This is a genomic window from Lysobacter sp. ESA13C, from assembly GCF_019970005.1.
Classification (GTDB): domain Bacteria; phylum Pseudomonadota; class Gammaproteobacteria; order Xanthomonadales; family Xanthomonadaceae; genus Lysobacter; species Lysobacter antibioticus_B.
In genome coordinates, this window is the sequence record NZ_JAHXYK010000013.1 from 114,356 (window position 1) to 130,577 (window position 16,222).

The window sequence follows — 16,222 nt, forward strand, 5'->3', positions numbered from 1 at the left end:
AAGGGCGCGTCAATACGCCCCGCCAACATTTCGTCTGGCGGGGACGGGCGAAAACGGAACCAGGACGCTCCGCCCGTTCGGCGGGCGGAACGCGGGAAGACGGCGCGGCGGCGGGGCAGCGCCCCGCTTAAGCGAGGCGGATGAAATCGTTGGCGGCGGTGCGGCGGGTGCGGCGCGCGACCTCGAAGCCGTTCGCCGAACCCTTGTGGTCGGTGTTGCCTTCGATGCTGAGGAAGCTTTCCTCGCCGCCGTCGAAGGCGAAACCGGTGTGGATCCAGTCGCTCGAGGTCTTGCGCACCAGGAAGATGCCGCAAGCGCCGAGCGCGCCGAAACCGCCGTTATGGGCAACGTTCTTGCCGGCGACGAAACGCCCCGCCGCCTTCGCCTGGCGCGCGAGTTCGTCGCAGCCGAAGCTGCCGGCGATCGGCGCGGCGCGGCCGGCCTTCTCGGCGGCCTGCTGCATGACGAAGCTGACGAAGCCGGCGCACCAGAGCATGGCTTCGCCCTCGCTGCCCTTCATGTACATGCGTACCCACGGCCCACGGTTGGCGCCGCCGAGTTCGACCGGATGCTCGGCCAAGTGCTGCTCGGCGAACCAACGCACGAGTTGCGGATACGACTTGTTCGGCGCCTTCGCCGGCAAACCGACCACGCGCGCCATCGGCTCGGTCAGCGCCGCCCACACCTCGTGGGTCAAGATGCCGGCGTAACTCAGATGCTTGCGTGCGGCGAAGGCCTCGATAGCGCGGTTGGTGGCCGGACCGAACTTGCCGTCGATCGGCGTGCCGTTGCCGTGAAACCCCAGCCATTCCTGGACCCGTCTTGCGCCCGCCCCGCTCGCGCCATTGCTCAAGGCCCCCGGAAACTCCAGTTCGCGACGGATATACGCTTGTTCGTGCAATGCCATGACCTGACTCCCTGACGGCGACTACGTCCATGGACGCGCGAAGCCTCCGGCGTCGGCGCGTGCCGCCAGGCGCGCACCGCGATCGGCCATCGTCGCGTCGTCGCGGCGCATGGGCCGCGACTCCATAGCCAACGCCGTGGCCGCGCGAACACGGTCACGTCCGAGTCGTTCATGCATGAAACACCGGCGCTGGCCGCCGTAACCTGGCGTCGCCGGCGCCGTCGACGGCGCCAACGCTGGCCGTGCCCGGCACGCCTCGACGTTATCGCCGCGACCTCGGCTCAGCTCGCGTCGTGGAAGATCACGCCCAGGGTATGCCGCTGTCCCGAATGCAGGCGGCTGACGCCGTGACGCATCGCCACGCGGTAATGGCCGCGCGCGCCGCGCACCGGCCGTTGGTTGACCGCGAACACCACCGCGTCGCCCTGCTGCAGCGGCACCACCTCGACCCGCGACTGCATGCGCGGGCGCTGCTCGGTCAACACGAACTCGCCGCCTTCGAAATCGCGTCCCGGCTGCGACAGCAGGATCGCCGCCTGCAAGGGGAACACATGCTCGCCGTACAGATCCTGGTGCAGGCAGTTGTAGTCGCCGCTCGCGTAACGCAGCAGCAGCGGCGTCGGCCGGGTCTGGCCCGCAGCATGGCAGCGCGCGAGAAAGTCCTGCAGCCGCGGCGGGTAGCTCACAGCGATGCCCATGGCCTGGTTCCAGCGCTCGGCGATCGGCGCGAGCCGCGGATACAGGGCGCCGCGCAAACCTTGCACGGGATCGGGCAAGGGATAGCGGAAATAACGGTATTCGCCGCGCCCGAAACCATGCCGGGCCATGACCACGCGACTGCGGTAACGGGCCTCATCGTGGTAAGCGCCGGCGATGGCGTCGCACTCCTCGCGCGTCAGCAACTGCCGCATCAGCGCATGACCGCCGCCATCCAACGCGGCGGCGATGGCGCCCCAGTCCTGCGCTCCGATGCGTTCGTCAAGCGCCAGGAATTCGTCCGACGGCATCGGGCGTAAGGAGTGATCGGTGACAAACGTCATGGGTCGGCGCTCGCGGAACAAACCAGGTCCTCTCATGTTCGGGCCGCGATCGGGTCCGGTGATATCCGTTCCTTGTATTTCGCTCCGATCGATTCGCGCGGCTTTGCCGAATACGGCGAAACAAGACATTCAGCCGCGGGCAAGATTGCCTCGTCATTCGCTGAACCGAGCGGAAAAAACCATGACTTAAGGCCTAGGTAAATGTCCAAGTACCGTAAGCAGAACGTTTAGTTCCTGTAAAAAGGCACACAAAATTCAGGTTCGATTGAAGCGCGATGCCGATACTGCGCACACCGAATCCACACGGACGCCTTACTCCGAGGCGCGAGGATTCGGAATAAAACCAATAAAGAGGCTTAGACCTTATGAAGCGTGCATTGCTTGCCCTCACCCTCGCCGCCGCCCTGCCGTTCGCAGCTTCCGCGGCCGAAGGCGTGTCCTACAACTACGCACAGGCCGGTTACGCCAAGACCGACGGCGAAACCAAGTACACCGACTCCGACGGCTGGGCCATCGGCGGTTCGTACGCGTTCCACCCGAACTTCCACGTCTTCGGCAGCTACAGCCAGCAGAAGACCGATTCGTACAACTTCGGCACCTTCCGCGTTCCCGGCTACGACGTCGATCATCTGCGCGTGGGCGTGGGCTACAACCACGAGCTGAGCAAGCGCGTCGACCTGGTGACCCGCTTGGCTTATGAGCACAACAAGTCCGACTTCGACTCGTTCGGCGACTACAAGCTCAAGGGCGGCAGCGTCGAAGTGGGCGTCAACGGCACCCTGACGCCGAACTGGGAAGGCTATGCCTTCGCCGGCTACCAGGACTACGACAAGTCCTACGACGGCAAGTTCTACGGCCGTGTCGGTACCTTGGTGAAGTTCAACCAGAACTGGGGCATCACCGCCGACGCCAAGTTCCTCGACGGCGGCGAAAAGGAATTCTTCATCGGCCCGCGCTTCAGCTTCTGATAGAAAGCGCTACCGATAAGTATTCCGCAACACCGCGATCCGTTCTCTCTCTCCCCCGAAACGTCGCGATCGAGCCCGGCCGAAAGGCCGGGCTCTTTTTTTGTCCGGGGTTCGGATCGGCGAAGCCACTGGGCTGACTCGCTTCGTGGCGGCGGCGCCAGGGCCCGCCGATAATGAACCTCGGCAGACCGGGCCTCGCGCTCAGCGCTCGCCTTCTGGCGCGTCCTGCGATTCGCCGTCTTTCGCGCCTTCCTGCAGCAGCTTCTGCAGCTCCTGCGCCATCTCGCGCTCCAGGCGCTTCTCTTCGACCTGCTGCGGGCTCGCCAGCTGCAGTTCTTCGCAAGCCACCGAGTCGGGGGTGTCCGCGCAAACCTTGCGGATGCCGGCGAGCAGTTTGTCGTCGCCGGTGTTGTGGTAGGCAGCGACGAGATTGCCGCAGCCTTCGCGCACGTGCATCGCGCAGACCTTGTCGTAAGAACGCGCGGCCACGGCCCAGTTGTTGTTGAGCGCGGCCATGTGGCCCTCGCCCATGCAGGCCGACATCGAACCCTTCGCGCAACAGGCCGCGGCGCCGCCCGGATCGGTCAAGGCACAGTGGTCGACCTTGTACGGCGTTTCCCTGAGGCGCTTGCCGGCCACCGGCATGGCGATGGCCTCGCACTGCGCGGGCTCGGTGCGCCGATACGCCTTGTAGCGGGTCCACTCGTCCATGCCGATGAGGGTGTCGGCATCGAACCAGCGCAGCACGAAATCGTCGCCCTTGTCGTGGCGCACCAGCACTTCGTCTTCGCGCAGGCGATAGCGCATGTCGGCTTCGCCTTCTTCCGACATGCTCGCGCCCTGCCCATCGGTGAAACGGAACACGCCGAATAGGCTCGTTTCGGAATCGGGAAGGACGTAGCTGCCGCACGGCTGACGCGGCGGCTGGCGCGGCGCATCGTTGCGTAAGCTCAGTCCCCTCAGCTCTTGGACGCGCTTGCAGGCGTCCTTGGACAGCTTGCCGTCGCAGGCGAAGGCGAAGCTGTCGCGCGCATCGGCATAGCGCCCGGCCAGCCATTGCTGGTCGGCCAGCGAGACGCAGGCCTTGCCGTCGCCGATGTCGCGGCAAGACACCCGCAACGCGGCCAGGCCGGCCTCGGACACACGCTGGGTGCGGAACATGTATATCGGCGCGCCCGCTTCCTCGGCGCTCAGCGACTTGACCCATTGCTTGCAGGCGTAGGGGCTGCGGTCGCGGCGGCAGTAGGTTTCCAGTTTCGCCGCGCTTTGCGCCGGCGCGAGGGTGTGGCCGAAATCGATGACCGCGACGCAGGACTGGACGTCGCCGAGCGCGCAATCTTGCTGGTCGTCGCGGTGTTGCTTGCCTTCGAGCGGCGCGACCGCCACGACCTGGGTGCCCGCCGGCTGGCACTGCGCCTTGGCGACCTGCCGGTAGACCTCGCCGCCCTTGTCGAAGCGGTCGGCCTGCTGGATCAGACGGCCGTCGCTTTCGATCTTGTAGGTCTTGAGCACATTGCTGTCGGCGGAGCGCACCCACAAGGTGTCGCCTTCGACGCGGTAGGCGTAGGGCGAGAACTCGGAAAGGAAACCTTCCTCGTCGCGCAGCTCGACGCGGCTGCCGTCGAAGATCAGGCGATCGGGGGAGTCGTCGGTCACATAGCTGCCGCAGGGCGGCGGCGCGGCGAAGGCCGGCAACGACAACAGGGAGAGCACGAGCGGCCAGACGGCCCGCGTACGACGCATAGGAGTTCCTTTCCCGAGGGTTTCGAGGGGGTGGGTGGCCGCGATAGTCGCGGCGGACGCAGCGACGCCGGCAGCAGCGCCGGCGTTGCGACTCAACCGAACAGGTCGGTCGGGTATTCGGGTTTCTGCTCGCGCGAGAGCAGCTTGCGCAGACCGTCGGCCGGAGTGATCTCGCCGTGCAGCACGGCGCGCACCGCGCTGGAGATCGGCAGTTCGACGCCGTGCCGTTCGGCCTGGCGCATCACTTCGTCGGCGGTCTGCACCGATTCGACGACCTGGCCGATCTCGCGCACCGCGTCTTCGATCGACTGGCCGCGGCCGAGGGCCAGGCCCAGGCGGCGGTTGCGCGACAGATCGCCGGTGCAGGTCAGCACCAGATCGCCGAGGCCGGCCAGGCCCATCAGGGTCTCGGGTTGGCCGCCGATGGCCTGGTTGAGGCGCAGCATTTCGTTGAGGCCGCGGGTGATCAGGCCGGCGCGCGCGTTGAGGCCGAGCTGCATGCCGTCGGCGACGCCGGTGGCGACCGCGAGCACGTTCTTCATCGCGCCGCCGAGTTCGGCGCCGAGCATGTCGTCGCCGGTGTAGGCGCGAAACGCCGGCCCGTGCAAGGCATCGGCCACGCTCTGGGCGAAGGCGGCATCGTCGGAGTGCACGGTCAGCGCGGTCGGCAGGCCTTGCGCGACTTCCTTCGCGAACGACGGCCCGGTCACCACCGCCAACGGCACGTCGTCGCCGAGCACTTCGCCGGCGACTTCGTGCAGGAACCGGCCGCTGCCGGGCTCGAAGCCCTTGGTCGCCCAGGCCACGCCCGCATGCGCGGGACGGTGCGGGGCGAGCTCGCGCAGGGTTTCGGCGAAGGCGTGCGAGGGCACCACCACCAGGACCAGGTCGGCGTCGCGCAGGGCGAGGGCCAGGTCGGTGGTCGCGCGCAGGGAGTCCGGCAAGGCGATGCCGGGCAGGTAGCGCGGGTTTTCATGCCGCGTATCGATGGCCGCGGCGCCGTCGGCGTCGCGGCCCCACAGCACGGTCGGATGACCGTGCCGGGCGATCAGCGCGGCGAGCGCGGTGCCCCAGGAACCGGCACCGAGCACCGCCACGCGCGGTTTCGGCGCAGCGGCCGGCGACGGATCGTGGGTCATGCGCGAGGCGAGCCGTGGCTCAGGCGTTGCCAGCGGTTTCCGCGTCGGCCAGGCCGCCTTCGGACTGGGCGCCGCGCTGACGCACGCCTTCGGCGTACAGGGCGTCGAAGTTGATCGGCTGCAGGAAGAACGGCGGGAAGCCGCCGGCCTGGATCAGGTCGCTGACCAACTGGCGCGCGTACGGGTAGAGCACGTTCGGGCAGTGGGTGCCGAGCATCGCGTCGAGGGTCGCCGCGTCGAAGCCGATCAGGCCGAACACGCCGGCCTGCTTCACTTCGGCCAGGTACATCGGCTTGTCGTTGGCGGTGCAGGTCAGGGTGATGCCGAGGACGACCTCGAAGGCGTTCTCGCCGACGCGCTGCACGTTCTGCGACAGGTTCAGCTGCAGCTGCGGCTGCGCGGCTTCGGCGAACACGGCCGGAGCGCCGGGCACCTCGAAGGAGACGTCCTTTACGTAGATCTTCTCGACGGTGAACGCGGGGCCGGTTGCGGCTTCGGCCGGCGCGGTGGCGCCGTTGACGTTTTCTTCGGACATTCGGGTGACTCCCCAGCGGAATTCAGAAAAGAGGTCGATTATGCCCGCTCGCGCGGACCGGGACCAAACACCCGGACCGGGATCACGCACGGCGGCTATCGAGGGTGGGCGAGGCGCAGTCTAGGCGGCGCCCGTGGCGGTGGCGCGACAACGTCGCGGCCCCGCCGCAGGGCTCAGCCGCGGCCCTTGATCAAGGGCAGTTCGGCCTGTTGCCAAGCCTGGATGCCGCCGTCGAGCCAATAGACCTGCTCGAAGCCGGCCTTCTTCAGGCGCTTGGCGGCGTCGGCCGAGGCCTGGCCGGTGCGGCACACCGCCACGACCGGCAGCGCCTTGGCGTTGGCGAGCAGCTTGCTTTCCGGGTCGAACTGGCTCGGCTGGACCGAACGGCTGCCCGGAATGTGGCCTTTCTCGAACTCGGTGCTGGCCGACAGGTCGATGACCAGGGCGTTGTCGCGGTTGATCAGCGCGGTCAGCTCGGCCGGGCGCAGGGCCTTGTAGCCGCGGAACAGGCGCGCGATTTCGGTGTAGACGATGGCCAGGGTCAGGCCGGCGAAGCCCAGCGACAGGTACAGGTGGCGGCCGGCGAACGCCAGCAGTTCTTCAAGACTCACAGGGTCATGCTCACAGGATCGGGCTCACAAGGTCGGGCTCACGAAGTCGGACTCGCAGAGGCCCGAACGGGCGGCGATTGTCGCCCAGCGCGCGCGGCGGCGCAAAAGCGCGTTCGGAGCGGGCGCTCTGAGCGGGGCGGTGCGAGCGGGGCCGCCCATGCCGGGCGGCCCGGAGCGGTTACTGGCCGGCCCAGAAGTCCGGCAGGCCGCTGACCAGCCACCAGGTCTTGGCTTCCGGGTCCCAGGTCCAGGCCTCGGTGTAGCGCACGGTGCGCTCGGCCAGGGTGTGCCGGTTGATCACGCCGATGTCGATCAGGCGCACCGCGGTGCCCTTTTCCTTGTCCATCTCGGTGCCGACGTCGCGGTAAGAGGAGACCTGGATCTGCTTGTAGCGCTCCAGTTGCATCGTCGTCGGCGCCAGTTGCTTGCGCAGCTTGGGCTCGATCAGGTTGACCGCACCCTCGAAGTCGCCCCAGCGGATCGCCGCCGAATAGGCGTACTGGGTCTCGCCGATCTTGTTGTTCTGGGTGCCGGTGGTCTGGCAACCGCCGAGCGCGAGCACGCACGACAACATCAGGGCGAGCTGCAACAAGCGCATCAGGAGCGAGCTGTTCGAAAGCGGGCGCATCGCGGACTCCGGCGGAAAGGACGTTCGGCGTGCATCCTACCGTTCGCGTCAGGGCTTAGCGATGGCCACGTAGCGCGCCGTGAACTCGGTCGCGATCCCGCCTTCGGGCAGCAGCGCACGCGCGATCAGCGAGGTGCGGGCGCGGCGGCGCTCGCGCAGGGTGGTCAGGAAGCTGCCCCAGTCGGCGCCCGGGGCGAGCTCGGCGTGCACGTCCAGGTCGGCGAACAGCGGCGCGAGGTAGCGGGTCTGGCTGTCGGCGACGAACACCTCGGCCTTGAGGCCGGCCTGTTCGATGCCCAGCGACATCACGCCCCAGGAGGCCAGGGTCATCATCGAGGCCAGACTGCCGCCGAAGGCGCAGCCCTTGTCGTTGACGTGTTGCGACAGCGGCGCGTGCAGGCGCAGGCGCGAGCCGTCGTAACCGGCGATGTTGACCTGCATGGCCGCGACCGGCGGCATCGATTGGTAGTGCTGATGAAGGCGTTGCAGAGCGGCGTCGGAAGTCATCGAAGGCATTGCAGTTCGGGGGAGTATTGAGTGTCGCGCCGGAGACGGCGGCCACCGGCGAGTGCCGCGATCGGCAGCGCTGTGCGAAGCTGTTCGCATGAGCCGCGAGCTGCGACAACCGCCGGGATGGTACGTGATCTCACTGCGTCCGAGCGGCGATCACGAAGAACTTCGTCGTATCGCCGCACAGTACGGCGGCGGATTGATCGAGCTTTCGCCGTGGTCGGTGCGCACGCAGGACGATTCGGCATCCCGGCGTGCGTTATCGGATGCTTTGGCGGCGCCGCACGTACTCGTCACCAGTCCCGCCGCAGCGCGCGCGTTGCGCGATCTGCAACCGTCGTTGAGCACGCGCGCCGGCCAGCGTTGGTACGCCGTCGGCGCAGGCACTGCCGCGGTGTTGAACGAAATCGGCATCGCCGAAGTGCTGTGGCCGCATCGCATGGACAGCGAAGGTCTGCTCGCGTTAGCGGAACTGCAACATTTCGATAACGAAGCATTCGGTTTGCTGACTGCGGCGGGCGGGCGCGGCGTGCTCGCGCCGGCCTTGCAGGCGCGCGGCGCGCGCGTGCTGCGCGCCGACATCTACGTGCGCGAACCGGCCGCGCCGTCGCGGTTCGAAATCGCGCGGCTGCTCGGCTTCGACGGCCCGCTGTGGTTGGCGCTGTCGAGCGGCGAAGCGCTCGAACGCGTGCTCGCGCAATTGCCCGAAGCCGCCGGCGCGCGTCTGCGCCGGGCACGCGTCAGCGCCGCCAGCGCGCGTCTGGCCGAGCTCGCGCGCGGCCTCGGCTTCGCCGAGGTCGAGGTGGCCGCCGGGCCGCGCGCGCAGGACCTGCTGGCCGGCTGCGCCGCGCTCGCCGGCGGCGACGCCCCCGAGCGGCCGCCGCCGGCCTGCTGATCGCGTCAAGGCAGTCTTGATGCACCGATCCGGTAGCATGGCCGGGCCATGAACACCCCCCTCGATACCGTGTCCACGACTCCCGCATCCCCCGCTCCCGCATCGCCGACGCCGCGTCGCGGTTCCAACGGCTGGCTCTGGCTGCTCATCGTGCTGCTGATCGCCGGCGGCGGCGCCTGGTACGGCTGGCAGCAATGGCAGAACCGGCAGGCGCAAGACCGCGCCGCCGAAGCCGATGCCGGCCAGCGCCTGGAAGCGCTCGGCGAGCGCCTGGACACGATCCGCACCAACCAGGAAGCGCAAAACCGCCGCATCGCCCAGGCCGACACCACCAACCGGGTGCTGCGCGACGAGTTGCACGGCATCGGCCAGCGCGCCGCCCTGATCGAGGACAGCGTCTCCAAGCTCGCCGATCCCGACCGCCACGGCGCCCAGGCCATGCGCCTGGACGAGACCGAACTGCTGCTGACCCTGGGCCAGCAGCGCCTGCAGATCGCCGGCGACCTGGAAGGCGCACGCCGCGCCTATGCGCTGGCCGGCGGCGTCCTCGACGGCGTCGACGACCCGGCCTATCTCAGCCTGCGCCAGACCCTGCTGCAGGAAACCGCCGCGCTCAAGGAGCTCGGCATCGAACCGCGCGTGCAGGCGATGGCCAAGCTGGATGCGTTGGCGCAGAACCTGAGCCTGCCGCCGGAGCGCCCGAGCGCGGCGGCGCCGGCGCTGGCGCCGTGGTGGCGCCGCGCCTTCGGCACCCTGATCGAGACCCGCCCGGTCGACCGCACCGTCGCCACCCACCCCAGCGACCGCGCCGCCGCGCTCGCCGGCCTGCAACTGGAAATCTCGCTGGCGCGCGCCGCCGCCGAACGGCGCGACGCCGACGGCTATCGCACCGCGCTCAAGCGTGCCGAAAGCTGGGTGCTGCGCCTGTCGGCGCCTTCGCCGGCCCAAAACCGCCAACTCGCGCAGTTGCGCGAACTGGCCGCGCTGCCGCTTTCACTGTCGGTTCCTACCCTGGGCACGACACTGCAGCAGTTGCGCCAGTTGCGCACGGCCCAATGAACCGGCCGGGCCGCCGACACCCGATCAGGAAGCTGGCGCGATAAGGAGGTGCCGCACATGAATCTGTTCCGCAATCTGTTGTTCTGGATCGTCCTGGCCCTGGTCGGCGCGCTCGTCGCGCAGTTGCTGGTGCAGGACCCCGGCCACGTCGTGGTCACCTACGGCGGCATCGACTACGTCACCAACCTGCCGAAGGCCTTGCTGATCCTGATCGGCGGCCTGCTCGCACTGTGGCTGGTGTGGAAAGTGATCAGCCTGCCGTTCGTGGCGATGCGCCGGCATCGCAAGAAGCAGGCACGCGCACGCCTCATCGACGGTCTCGAAGCGCTGCACCAGGGCCACTGGGCCCGCGCCGAGAAATCGCTCGGCCAGGCCGCGCGCAGCCGCGACGTGGCCGCGATCGCCGAAGTCGCCGCCGCACGCTCGGCCAGCGCGCGCGGCGACGCCGCCGCCGCGAGCCGCCATCTCGATGCGCTCGCCGGCGATTACCCGGTCGCGCGCGCGCTCGCCGTCGCCGACCTCGCCCTGGCCGAAGACCGCGCCGGCGATGCGCTCGCTGCGCTCGACGCCGCCAACGTGCAACCGCTGCCGCCGCGCGGCCTGGCCTTGCGCGCGCAGGCCCTGGCCGCACTCGGCCGCGCCGGCGAGGCTTACGGCCTGCTCGGCGCACTGCGTCAGCACAACGTGTGGCCGGCCGAACGCCTCGCCGAGCTCGAAGCCGCCTGGGCCGAAGCGGCGCTGCGCGAAGCCGCCGATGCCAACGTCCTCGCCGACCATTGGGAAACCCTGCCGAAGCCGCTGAAGAGCGAGCCGGCCACGGTCGCCGCTTATGCCGAACGCGCGGCCGCGCTGCGCTGGGAAGAAGCCGCGGCCAAGAGCCTCGAACAGGCGCTCGACACGCGTTGGGACGAATCGCTGGCGGCCTTGTACGGCCGCCTGCCGATCGGCCGCCTAGAGGCGCGCCGCGGCAATGCCGAGCGTTGGCTGCAGGCGCATTCGGGCAGCCCGGGCCTGCTGGTCAGCCTGGCCCGGATCAGCCGCGCCCAAGGCCAGTGGCCGCAGGCCGAAGGCTATCTGCACCGCGCGCTCGCCCAGGGCGCGAACAGCGAAGCCTGGGAAGAGCTCGGCCACGGCTACGCCCAGGCCGGCGACGAGAACCGCGCCCGCCTGAGTTACGTCAACGCATTGCGCGCGGCGCGCGGCGAAGCCGCCACCGAGTTGCCCGGCCGCGACCTGCGCCAGAAGATCTTCGACGAGGCGGTGATCGAAGAGCGCGACGAACACGGCATGCCGCGTTTGCGCGGTTGAGTCGCGCCCCCGACGAAAACGGCCGCCTTCGAAGCGGCCGTTTTTTATGCCTTGCCCGAATGCGCCCGGATCGACGCCGACGCTCAACGATCGCTGTCGCCGAAGCTCGGCAACGTGGCGAGGAACTCGTCGCCGCATCCGGCATAGCGCGCATAACGTTCGCTGATCCGCTTGGGGTACAGCAACCTCGCCTTGACCAGGCCGACCGCGATCGCGGCGATCAACAGAGCCAGGCTCGCCAGATAAGCCGCGCCGCCAAGTTGCCCGCTCATTGCGACGAGCAAGGTCGCGACGCTGGCCGCCAGCAACAACGCCGCCGCCCACATCGCGACCAAGCGCTTGCGCGCATGCACGGCGCAGACCCCGACGTTCAGACGCGCGCTCTTCCGGATCGCGACCTTTACGATCACATAGATCAACAGGTTGAACAGGATCAGTAGGTGCCAGCCGCGGTGATGCCAGTAATAGCGCTGCAGCAGCTTGGGCGCCGTCGCCTCGGCATTGCATTTGACGCAACGCGCCGGCAGCTCGCTGCTGCGCTGGGCCACCAGGTCCTTGCCGTCGCGCCACGGACCGGCCTGTTCGCCGGCGTCGCGAGGCGAATGGATCAGCGCGCTCTTCGGCGCCTCGTACGGATTGAAGCTCGACATCGCGTCCCCTGTCGCATCCCCGATTTCGTAATCGTTTGGCGCGTCGCCGGCGCGACGGCGCGGATCGCAGCGGCGCCGCGCACTCGCCGTTGTAGTGCCTGCCGATTCCTTCGCAGCTCATCCTAGCCGGGCGCGGGCGCAACGCAAGCGCGACGCCGACACGACAACGGCGCCCTGGGGCGCCGTTGTCGCGAGCTGCGGTGGCGCCGAGAGTCAGCGCAACGGCACCGTCAGGGTCGAGGGGTTCGAGGCCGGCGAGCTGAAGCTGACCGAGCCGCCGATGCGCGTCGCCGCGGTGTAACGCGGGTCCACGGTGTCGACCACCAGCACCAGCTTGCGGCCGGCCGGGATGTCCCAGCTGGTCGCTTCCATGCGCAGGTCGATCGTCTTCGCCACACCCGGCGTCGCCCCGCGCAGCGAGTACGGTTTGTGGCTCAACAGCGTGCCGTTGCCGAGCAGGTCGACGCTGTACAGATAGGCGAACAAGCTGACGTCGGCCTGGGTCGGCGTGACCGTGACATGCAACTGCGGCATGCCGCTGAGCTGCTTGCCGGTCCAGTAGGTCGGCGACGACCACACCCCGGCGCCGGCACGCGCCACCAGCGGGATCGAGGCCTGCGGCGCGATCTGCACCGACTGCAGGAAACCGCTGAGCATGGCCACGCCGGAGTCGGCGACGGTCGGCAGGCCGGTGAGGATCGCGTGGTTCCAGCCGGTGCTCGGCGAACCCGACAGTTCGCCGGTCGGCGCCAACAGGCCCGTCGGCCGGCTCAGCGCATACACGGTCGCGCCGCGTTGCACCGCGTTCCAGTCGGCGTAACCGCGCCAGTCGCCGTCCTGCGATTTCAGGCGCACCGGCGATTCGCTGTCGACGCCGTTGGCCAGGCCTTTGAGGTGACGATCGAACCAACGGCCGACCGCGTCGTAGATCTCGTTCGGCAGGCCGAGCGCGCCAGGCGCTTCGACCGTGGCGTGGTCGCCATGACTGAACAGCAATTGCTTCGGCCCGCTCAGGCCGTTGTAGAAATCGATGTACTGCCCCGGGGTGAACAGGCTGTCGTTGAAGGCGTTGGCGAGCAGCACCGCAGTGCCGTTGCGGTTCAAGGCCGCCGCCTCGGTGACCGGGCTGCGTTGCGGAATCACCGGCAGCAGGCCGTTGACCGCGCCGTCGAAGTCGCCGAACGCCATGCGCGCGGTGGCCTGGGCCAACTCCGGACCGGGCCGGCCGGTGAGGCTGCCGGCCACCACCAACAAGGCCGCGCCCTGCTGGCTGACGGTGCGATTGGCATACAGCGAGGCTTCCAGGTCGGCCCAACCGCTCAGCGCCGCGACCGCCTTGATGCGCGGATCGCGCTCGGCCGCGAGCAGGCTGATGCCGGCGCCGTAGGAAATGCCGCTGGCGCCGATCCGCGCCGGATTCGACGGCGTGTGCGCGAGCGCCCAATCGATGACCGAGCTGACGTCCTCGACCGTGCCGGGCCCGGCGATGTCGATCTGCCCGGCCGAATCCCAGAACCCGCGCGAGGTGTAGCTGACGACCACATAGCCCTGGCTGGCGAGGATGCCGCCGCGGCCGACGTACTCCAGGTTCGGCACGGCCCAGCTGGCCGGCATCACCACGAGCGGAAACGGACCCGGTCCCTGGTCCTTGGGCACCATCACGAAGGCGCCCATCTCGGCCCCATCCCAGCCCGGAATGCGCTGGTAACTGCCTGTGAATCCGCCCGCCACGACCGGCAAGGCGACGACGAACAGGGCCAAACACGACACGAACCACGACCAGATTCTGCGCATGAGTTCATCCCCTCCCAAGGATCGACCAGCACGATTGGATACGTTTGCGTATGGTTTGTTGCGCCACGACCGTACCACCGCGCATGGAGGCCGGACTAGCACCCGCAAACCGACTTTCGTGAACCCAGGCGACGGCGGTCACGGAACCGCCGGATCGCTGCGGTTCCCGGCCGCCCATCGAGCCGCAACCCGGCGTCGAGCGCCGCCATGGCGTGACCACGATCACGGCTTGATATCGCGCCGCGGCGTGCGCCGGCCTGAGCGCGCGGCATCGCGCGTTTGAGCTTGCACTTCACGGAGCGTCCGTCATGGCCCTGAGCGATCTGTTCTCGAACGGCAACAAACCGAATCTGATCCTGATCATCACCGACCAGGAACGCAGCCTGCTGCAGTGGCCAGCGACCTATCAGCCGACGCTCGCAGCGAAGATGCCGGCGATGCGTCAGCTCGCCGCCAACGGCATCGAGTTCGCCAACGCCTTCACCGGCGCCTGCATGTGCTCGCCGAGCCGCGCGACTTTTTTGACCAGCCAGTACCCGGCGCGCACCGGCTGCACCACCACCGGCGGGCAGGCCCTGCCGCAGCCCGACGTGCCGCTGCCGCCGCACTTCCCAAACGGCGTACCGAACCTGGCCACCGTGCTGAAGGCCGCCGGCTACGACTGCTACTGGATCGGCAAATGGCATCTGCTCGGCGGCGAAGAACCCGGCTCGCTGAGCACCGATCTGCAGCCCTGGGGTTTCCAGAGCTGGGACCCGAACGATGCCGGACTCAACCTCGGCACCACCTTCCTCGGCGGCGGCACCCTGATCCCTTTGCAGCCGCTGCAACCGCCGGGCCAGCCGGTGCAGCCGAACCAGAACGATCAACGCTACGTCGCCGACGCCCGCGCCTTCCTGCAAGCGCCGCCGGCGAGTCCGTTCTGCCTGGTGGTGTCGCTGGTCAATCCGCACGACGCGCACCTGGGCTATTTGAACGAGGCCTCGACCTTTTACGACCAGGCGACCTACAGCCTCGCCGATGCGCCGATCCCCACCAATGCCGACGAAGATCTGTCGACCAAGCCGCGCGCGCAGTCGAGCTTCACCTGGGGCCAGATGAGCGAAGGCCAGGCCAACCAACAGGATTTCGTCGACTTCTATGCGTATCTGGTCGAATACGTCGATTCGCAGATCCAGCAGGTGCTCGACGCGATGGGCAGCGACTTGATCGAGCAGAGCCTGATCGTGCGCTTCGCCGACCACGGCGAACTCGGCCTGTCGCACGGCATGGTCGAGAAATTCGTCAACGCCTACGACGAAGCGATCCATGTACCGCTGCTGTTCTCCAACCCGGTCGCCTGGCCGCAGGCGCAGACCACCCAGGCCCTGGCGAGCTCGGTCGACCTGTTGCCGACCCTGGCCAGCCTGCTCGGGGTGAGCGGGCAATTCGCCGACCTGGTCGGCACCGACCTGAGCACGGTGCTCGACGGCAGCAGCAGTTCGGTGCAGGACTACGTGCACTACACCTACGACGACATCGCCGGCGACGGCCCGAGCCTGATCCGCGCGATCCGCTCGACGCAGTGGACGTATGCGGTGTATGGATCGACATCCGACCCGGGCCAGGGCGGCGATTGGGAGATGTACGACCTCCTCGCCGACCCGCAGCAGAACGACAACCTCGCCGGCAACCCGGCCTTCGCGATGCAGCAGCTCGTACTCGAGGCCGAACTGCAGGCGCAGATGCGGGCCAAAGGCACCACCCCGCCGAGCACGGTGTGGCCGCCGCAATACATCGCCGGCACCAGCCGCGGTGCGCCGCCGGCTTGATGGTCGCAAACGCTTACCGTTGCTGTTGCTGTTGCTGTTGCTGAGATTTTGATCTGCTTTGCCGCTTTACCGGTCAAGTGGAGACCCGGAGGGCGCCGCACAGGACGTGCGGCGTTTTCCGATAAGACAGGGACGTCTTATCGGAAAATCCCGGCGCGGGCATCGCACTCGTGGCTTGTGCCCTTGCAAGGAGAGCCCTTTTCTTTGGTTAGCTTTCTTTTGGGCTTAGCAAAAGAAAGTAACCCGGCCGCGTGAGCGGACGGAAGCGCTGCTCTTGCTTGATAAACATGCTGCAAGACCGTCACATCGCGGTCGCGGCTCGCGCCGCTCTACCCTGCGACAGATCAAAGCTTCGATCGATGACGACGGCTATGCGACCTCTGCGCGTCCATTGGTCGCGGCTTACGCCGCTCCTACAGGAGGCTATGGCAAGGAACGGCGTGAGATTGAAGCAACGCGGTCGCGACTTGCGTCGCTCCTACCCTTTAAAGGCGTAACCACGACGTCTCAATATCTAGTCGTTTCTGAGTGGAGCCCAGGGTAGGAGCGGCGCAAGCCGCGACCACGCTGTTTCGGTCTTGCTGCGTATCACTGAAGCAAGATCAGAATCAAAATCCAGATCAA

At 68.1% G+C, this 16,222-nt stretch carries 15 protein-coding genes; 5 read left to right on the forward strand and 10 right to left on the reverse strand.

Annotated features, from left to right (window positions below; all coding sequences use genetic code 11):
* Nucleotides 1–127: 127 nt before the first annotated feature.
* On the reverse strand, nucleotides 128–907 hold the full coding sequence (locus tag LC490_RS21480; protein ID WP_036149027.1) for a peptidoglycan-binding domain-containing protein: 780 nt from the start codon (nucleotides 905–907) through the stop codon (nucleotides 128–130).
* A 281-nt stretch (nucleotides 908–1,188) separates the two neighbouring features.
* On the reverse strand, nucleotides 1,189–1,947 hold the full coding sequence (locus LC490_RS21485; RefSeq protein WP_223621560.1) for a 2OG-Fe(II) oxygenase: 759 nt from the start codon (nucleotides 1,945–1,947) through the stop codon (nucleotides 1,189–1,191).
* Nucleotides 1,948–2,312: 365 nt separating this feature from the next.
* On the opposite strand from LC490_RS21485, the gene LC490_RS21490 reads away from it, so the two are divergent.
* Complete coding sequence (locus LC490_RS21490; protein ID WP_031372762.1) at nucleotides 2,313–2,915, forward strand: diffusible signal factor-reguated Ax21 faimly protein; 603 nt, start codon at nucleotides 2,313–2,315, stop codon at nucleotides 2,913–2,915.
* 201 nt (nucleotides 2,916–3,116) lie between these two features.
* On the opposite strand, the gene LC490_RS21495 is transcribed toward LC490_RS21490, so the two are convergent.
* From LC490_RS21495 to LC490_RS21520, 6 genes are all read right to left on the reverse strand, one after another.
* Entirely contained in the window at nucleotides 3,117–4,658 is a 1,542-nt protein-coding gene (locus LC490_RS21495) for a hypothetical protein (RefSeq protein WP_031372763.1), read from the reverse strand.
* Nucleotides 4,659–4,750: 92 nt separating this feature from the next.
* Nucleotides 4,751–5,797 (reverse strand): NAD(P)H-dependent glycerol-3-phosphate dehydrogenase, encoded by a 1,047-nt coding sequence (locus LC490_RS21500; protein ID WP_031372764.1) that lies wholly within the window; start codon nucleotides 5,795–5,797, stop codon nucleotides 4,751–4,753.
* A 19-nt stretch (nucleotides 5,798–5,816) separates the two neighbouring features.
* Nucleotides 5,817–6,332 carry a protein-export chaperone SecB gene (secB, locus tag LC490_RS21505; protein WP_031372765.1) on the reverse strand — a complete coding sequence of 172 codons (516 nt, stop codon included), beginning with the start codon at nucleotides 6,330–6,332 and terminating at the stop codon, nucleotides 5,817–5,819.
* 173 nt (nucleotides 6,333–6,505) lie between these two features.
* Nucleotides 6,506–6,943, reverse strand: coding sequence for a rhodanese-like domain-containing protein (locus LC490_RS21510; protein ID WP_031372766.1), 438 nt, complete (start codon nucleotides 6,941–6,943; stop codon nucleotides 6,506–6,508).
* Between the two features lie 178 nt (nucleotides 6,944–7,121).
* On the reverse strand, nucleotides 7,122–7,571 hold the full coding sequence (locus LC490_RS21515; RefSeq protein ID WP_223621561.1) for a hypothetical protein: 450 nt from the start codon (nucleotides 7,569–7,571) through the stop codon (nucleotides 7,122–7,124).
* A 48-nt stretch (nucleotides 7,572–7,619) separates the two neighbouring features.
* Entirely contained in the window at nucleotides 7,620–8,087 is a 468-nt protein-coding gene (locus LC490_RS21520) for a YiiD C-terminal domain-containing protein (protein WP_031372768.1), read from the reverse strand.
* A gap of 124 nt (nucleotides 8,088–8,211) precedes the next feature.
* Here LC490_RS21520 and LC490_RS21525 point away from each other — a divergent pair, with 124 nt between their 5' ends.
* The 3 genes from LC490_RS21525 to LC490_RS21535 are packed head-to-tail and all read left to right on the forward strand — an operon-like array spanning nucleotide 8,212 to nucleotide 11,343.
* Complete coding sequence (locus LC490_RS21525; RefSeq protein ID WP_223621562.1) at nucleotides 8,212–8,976, forward strand: uroporphyrinogen-III synthase; 765 nt, start codon at nucleotides 8,212–8,214, stop codon at nucleotides 8,974–8,976.
* Between the two features lie 48 nt (nucleotides 8,977–9,024).
* Nucleotides 9,025–10,035, forward strand: coding sequence for a uroporphyrinogen-III C-methyltransferase (locus tag LC490_RS21530; protein WP_051885144.1), 1,011 nt, complete (start codon nucleotides 9,025–9,027; stop codon nucleotides 10,033–10,035).
* Nucleotides 10,036–10,092: 57 nt separating this feature from the next.
* Nucleotides 10,093–11,343, forward strand: a complete 1,251-nt coding sequence (locus LC490_RS21535; RefSeq protein WP_223621563.1) for a heme biosynthesis HemY N-terminal domain-containing protein — start codon at nucleotides 10,093–10,095, stop codon at nucleotides 11,341–11,343.
* Nucleotides 11,344–11,426: 83 nt separating this feature from the next.
* On the opposite strand, the gene LC490_RS21540 is transcribed toward LC490_RS21535, so the two are convergent.
* The gene (locus LC490_RS21540; RefSeq protein ID WP_031372772.1) at nucleotides 11,427–11,993 is read right to left on the reverse strand and encodes a hypothetical protein; all 567 of its coding nucleotides are present in this window, start codon (nucleotides 11,991–11,993) and stop codon (nucleotides 11,427–11,429) included.
* A gap of 213 nt (nucleotides 11,994–12,206) precedes the next feature.
* Entirely contained in the window at nucleotides 12,207–13,787 is a 1,581-nt protein-coding gene (locus LC490_RS21545) for a CocE/NonD family hydrolase (protein WP_223621564.1), read from the reverse strand.
* Between the two features lie 308 nt (nucleotides 13,788–14,095).
* Between LC490_RS21545 and LC490_RS21550 the strand changes: the two genes are divergently transcribed.
* Nucleotides 14,096–15,598 (forward strand): sulfatase-like hydrolase/transferase, encoded by a 1,503-nt coding sequence (locus tag LC490_RS21550; RefSeq protein WP_223621565.1) that lies wholly within the window; start codon nucleotides 14,096–14,098, stop codon nucleotides 15,596–15,598.
* Nucleotides 15,599–16,222: the final 624 nt, after the last annotated feature.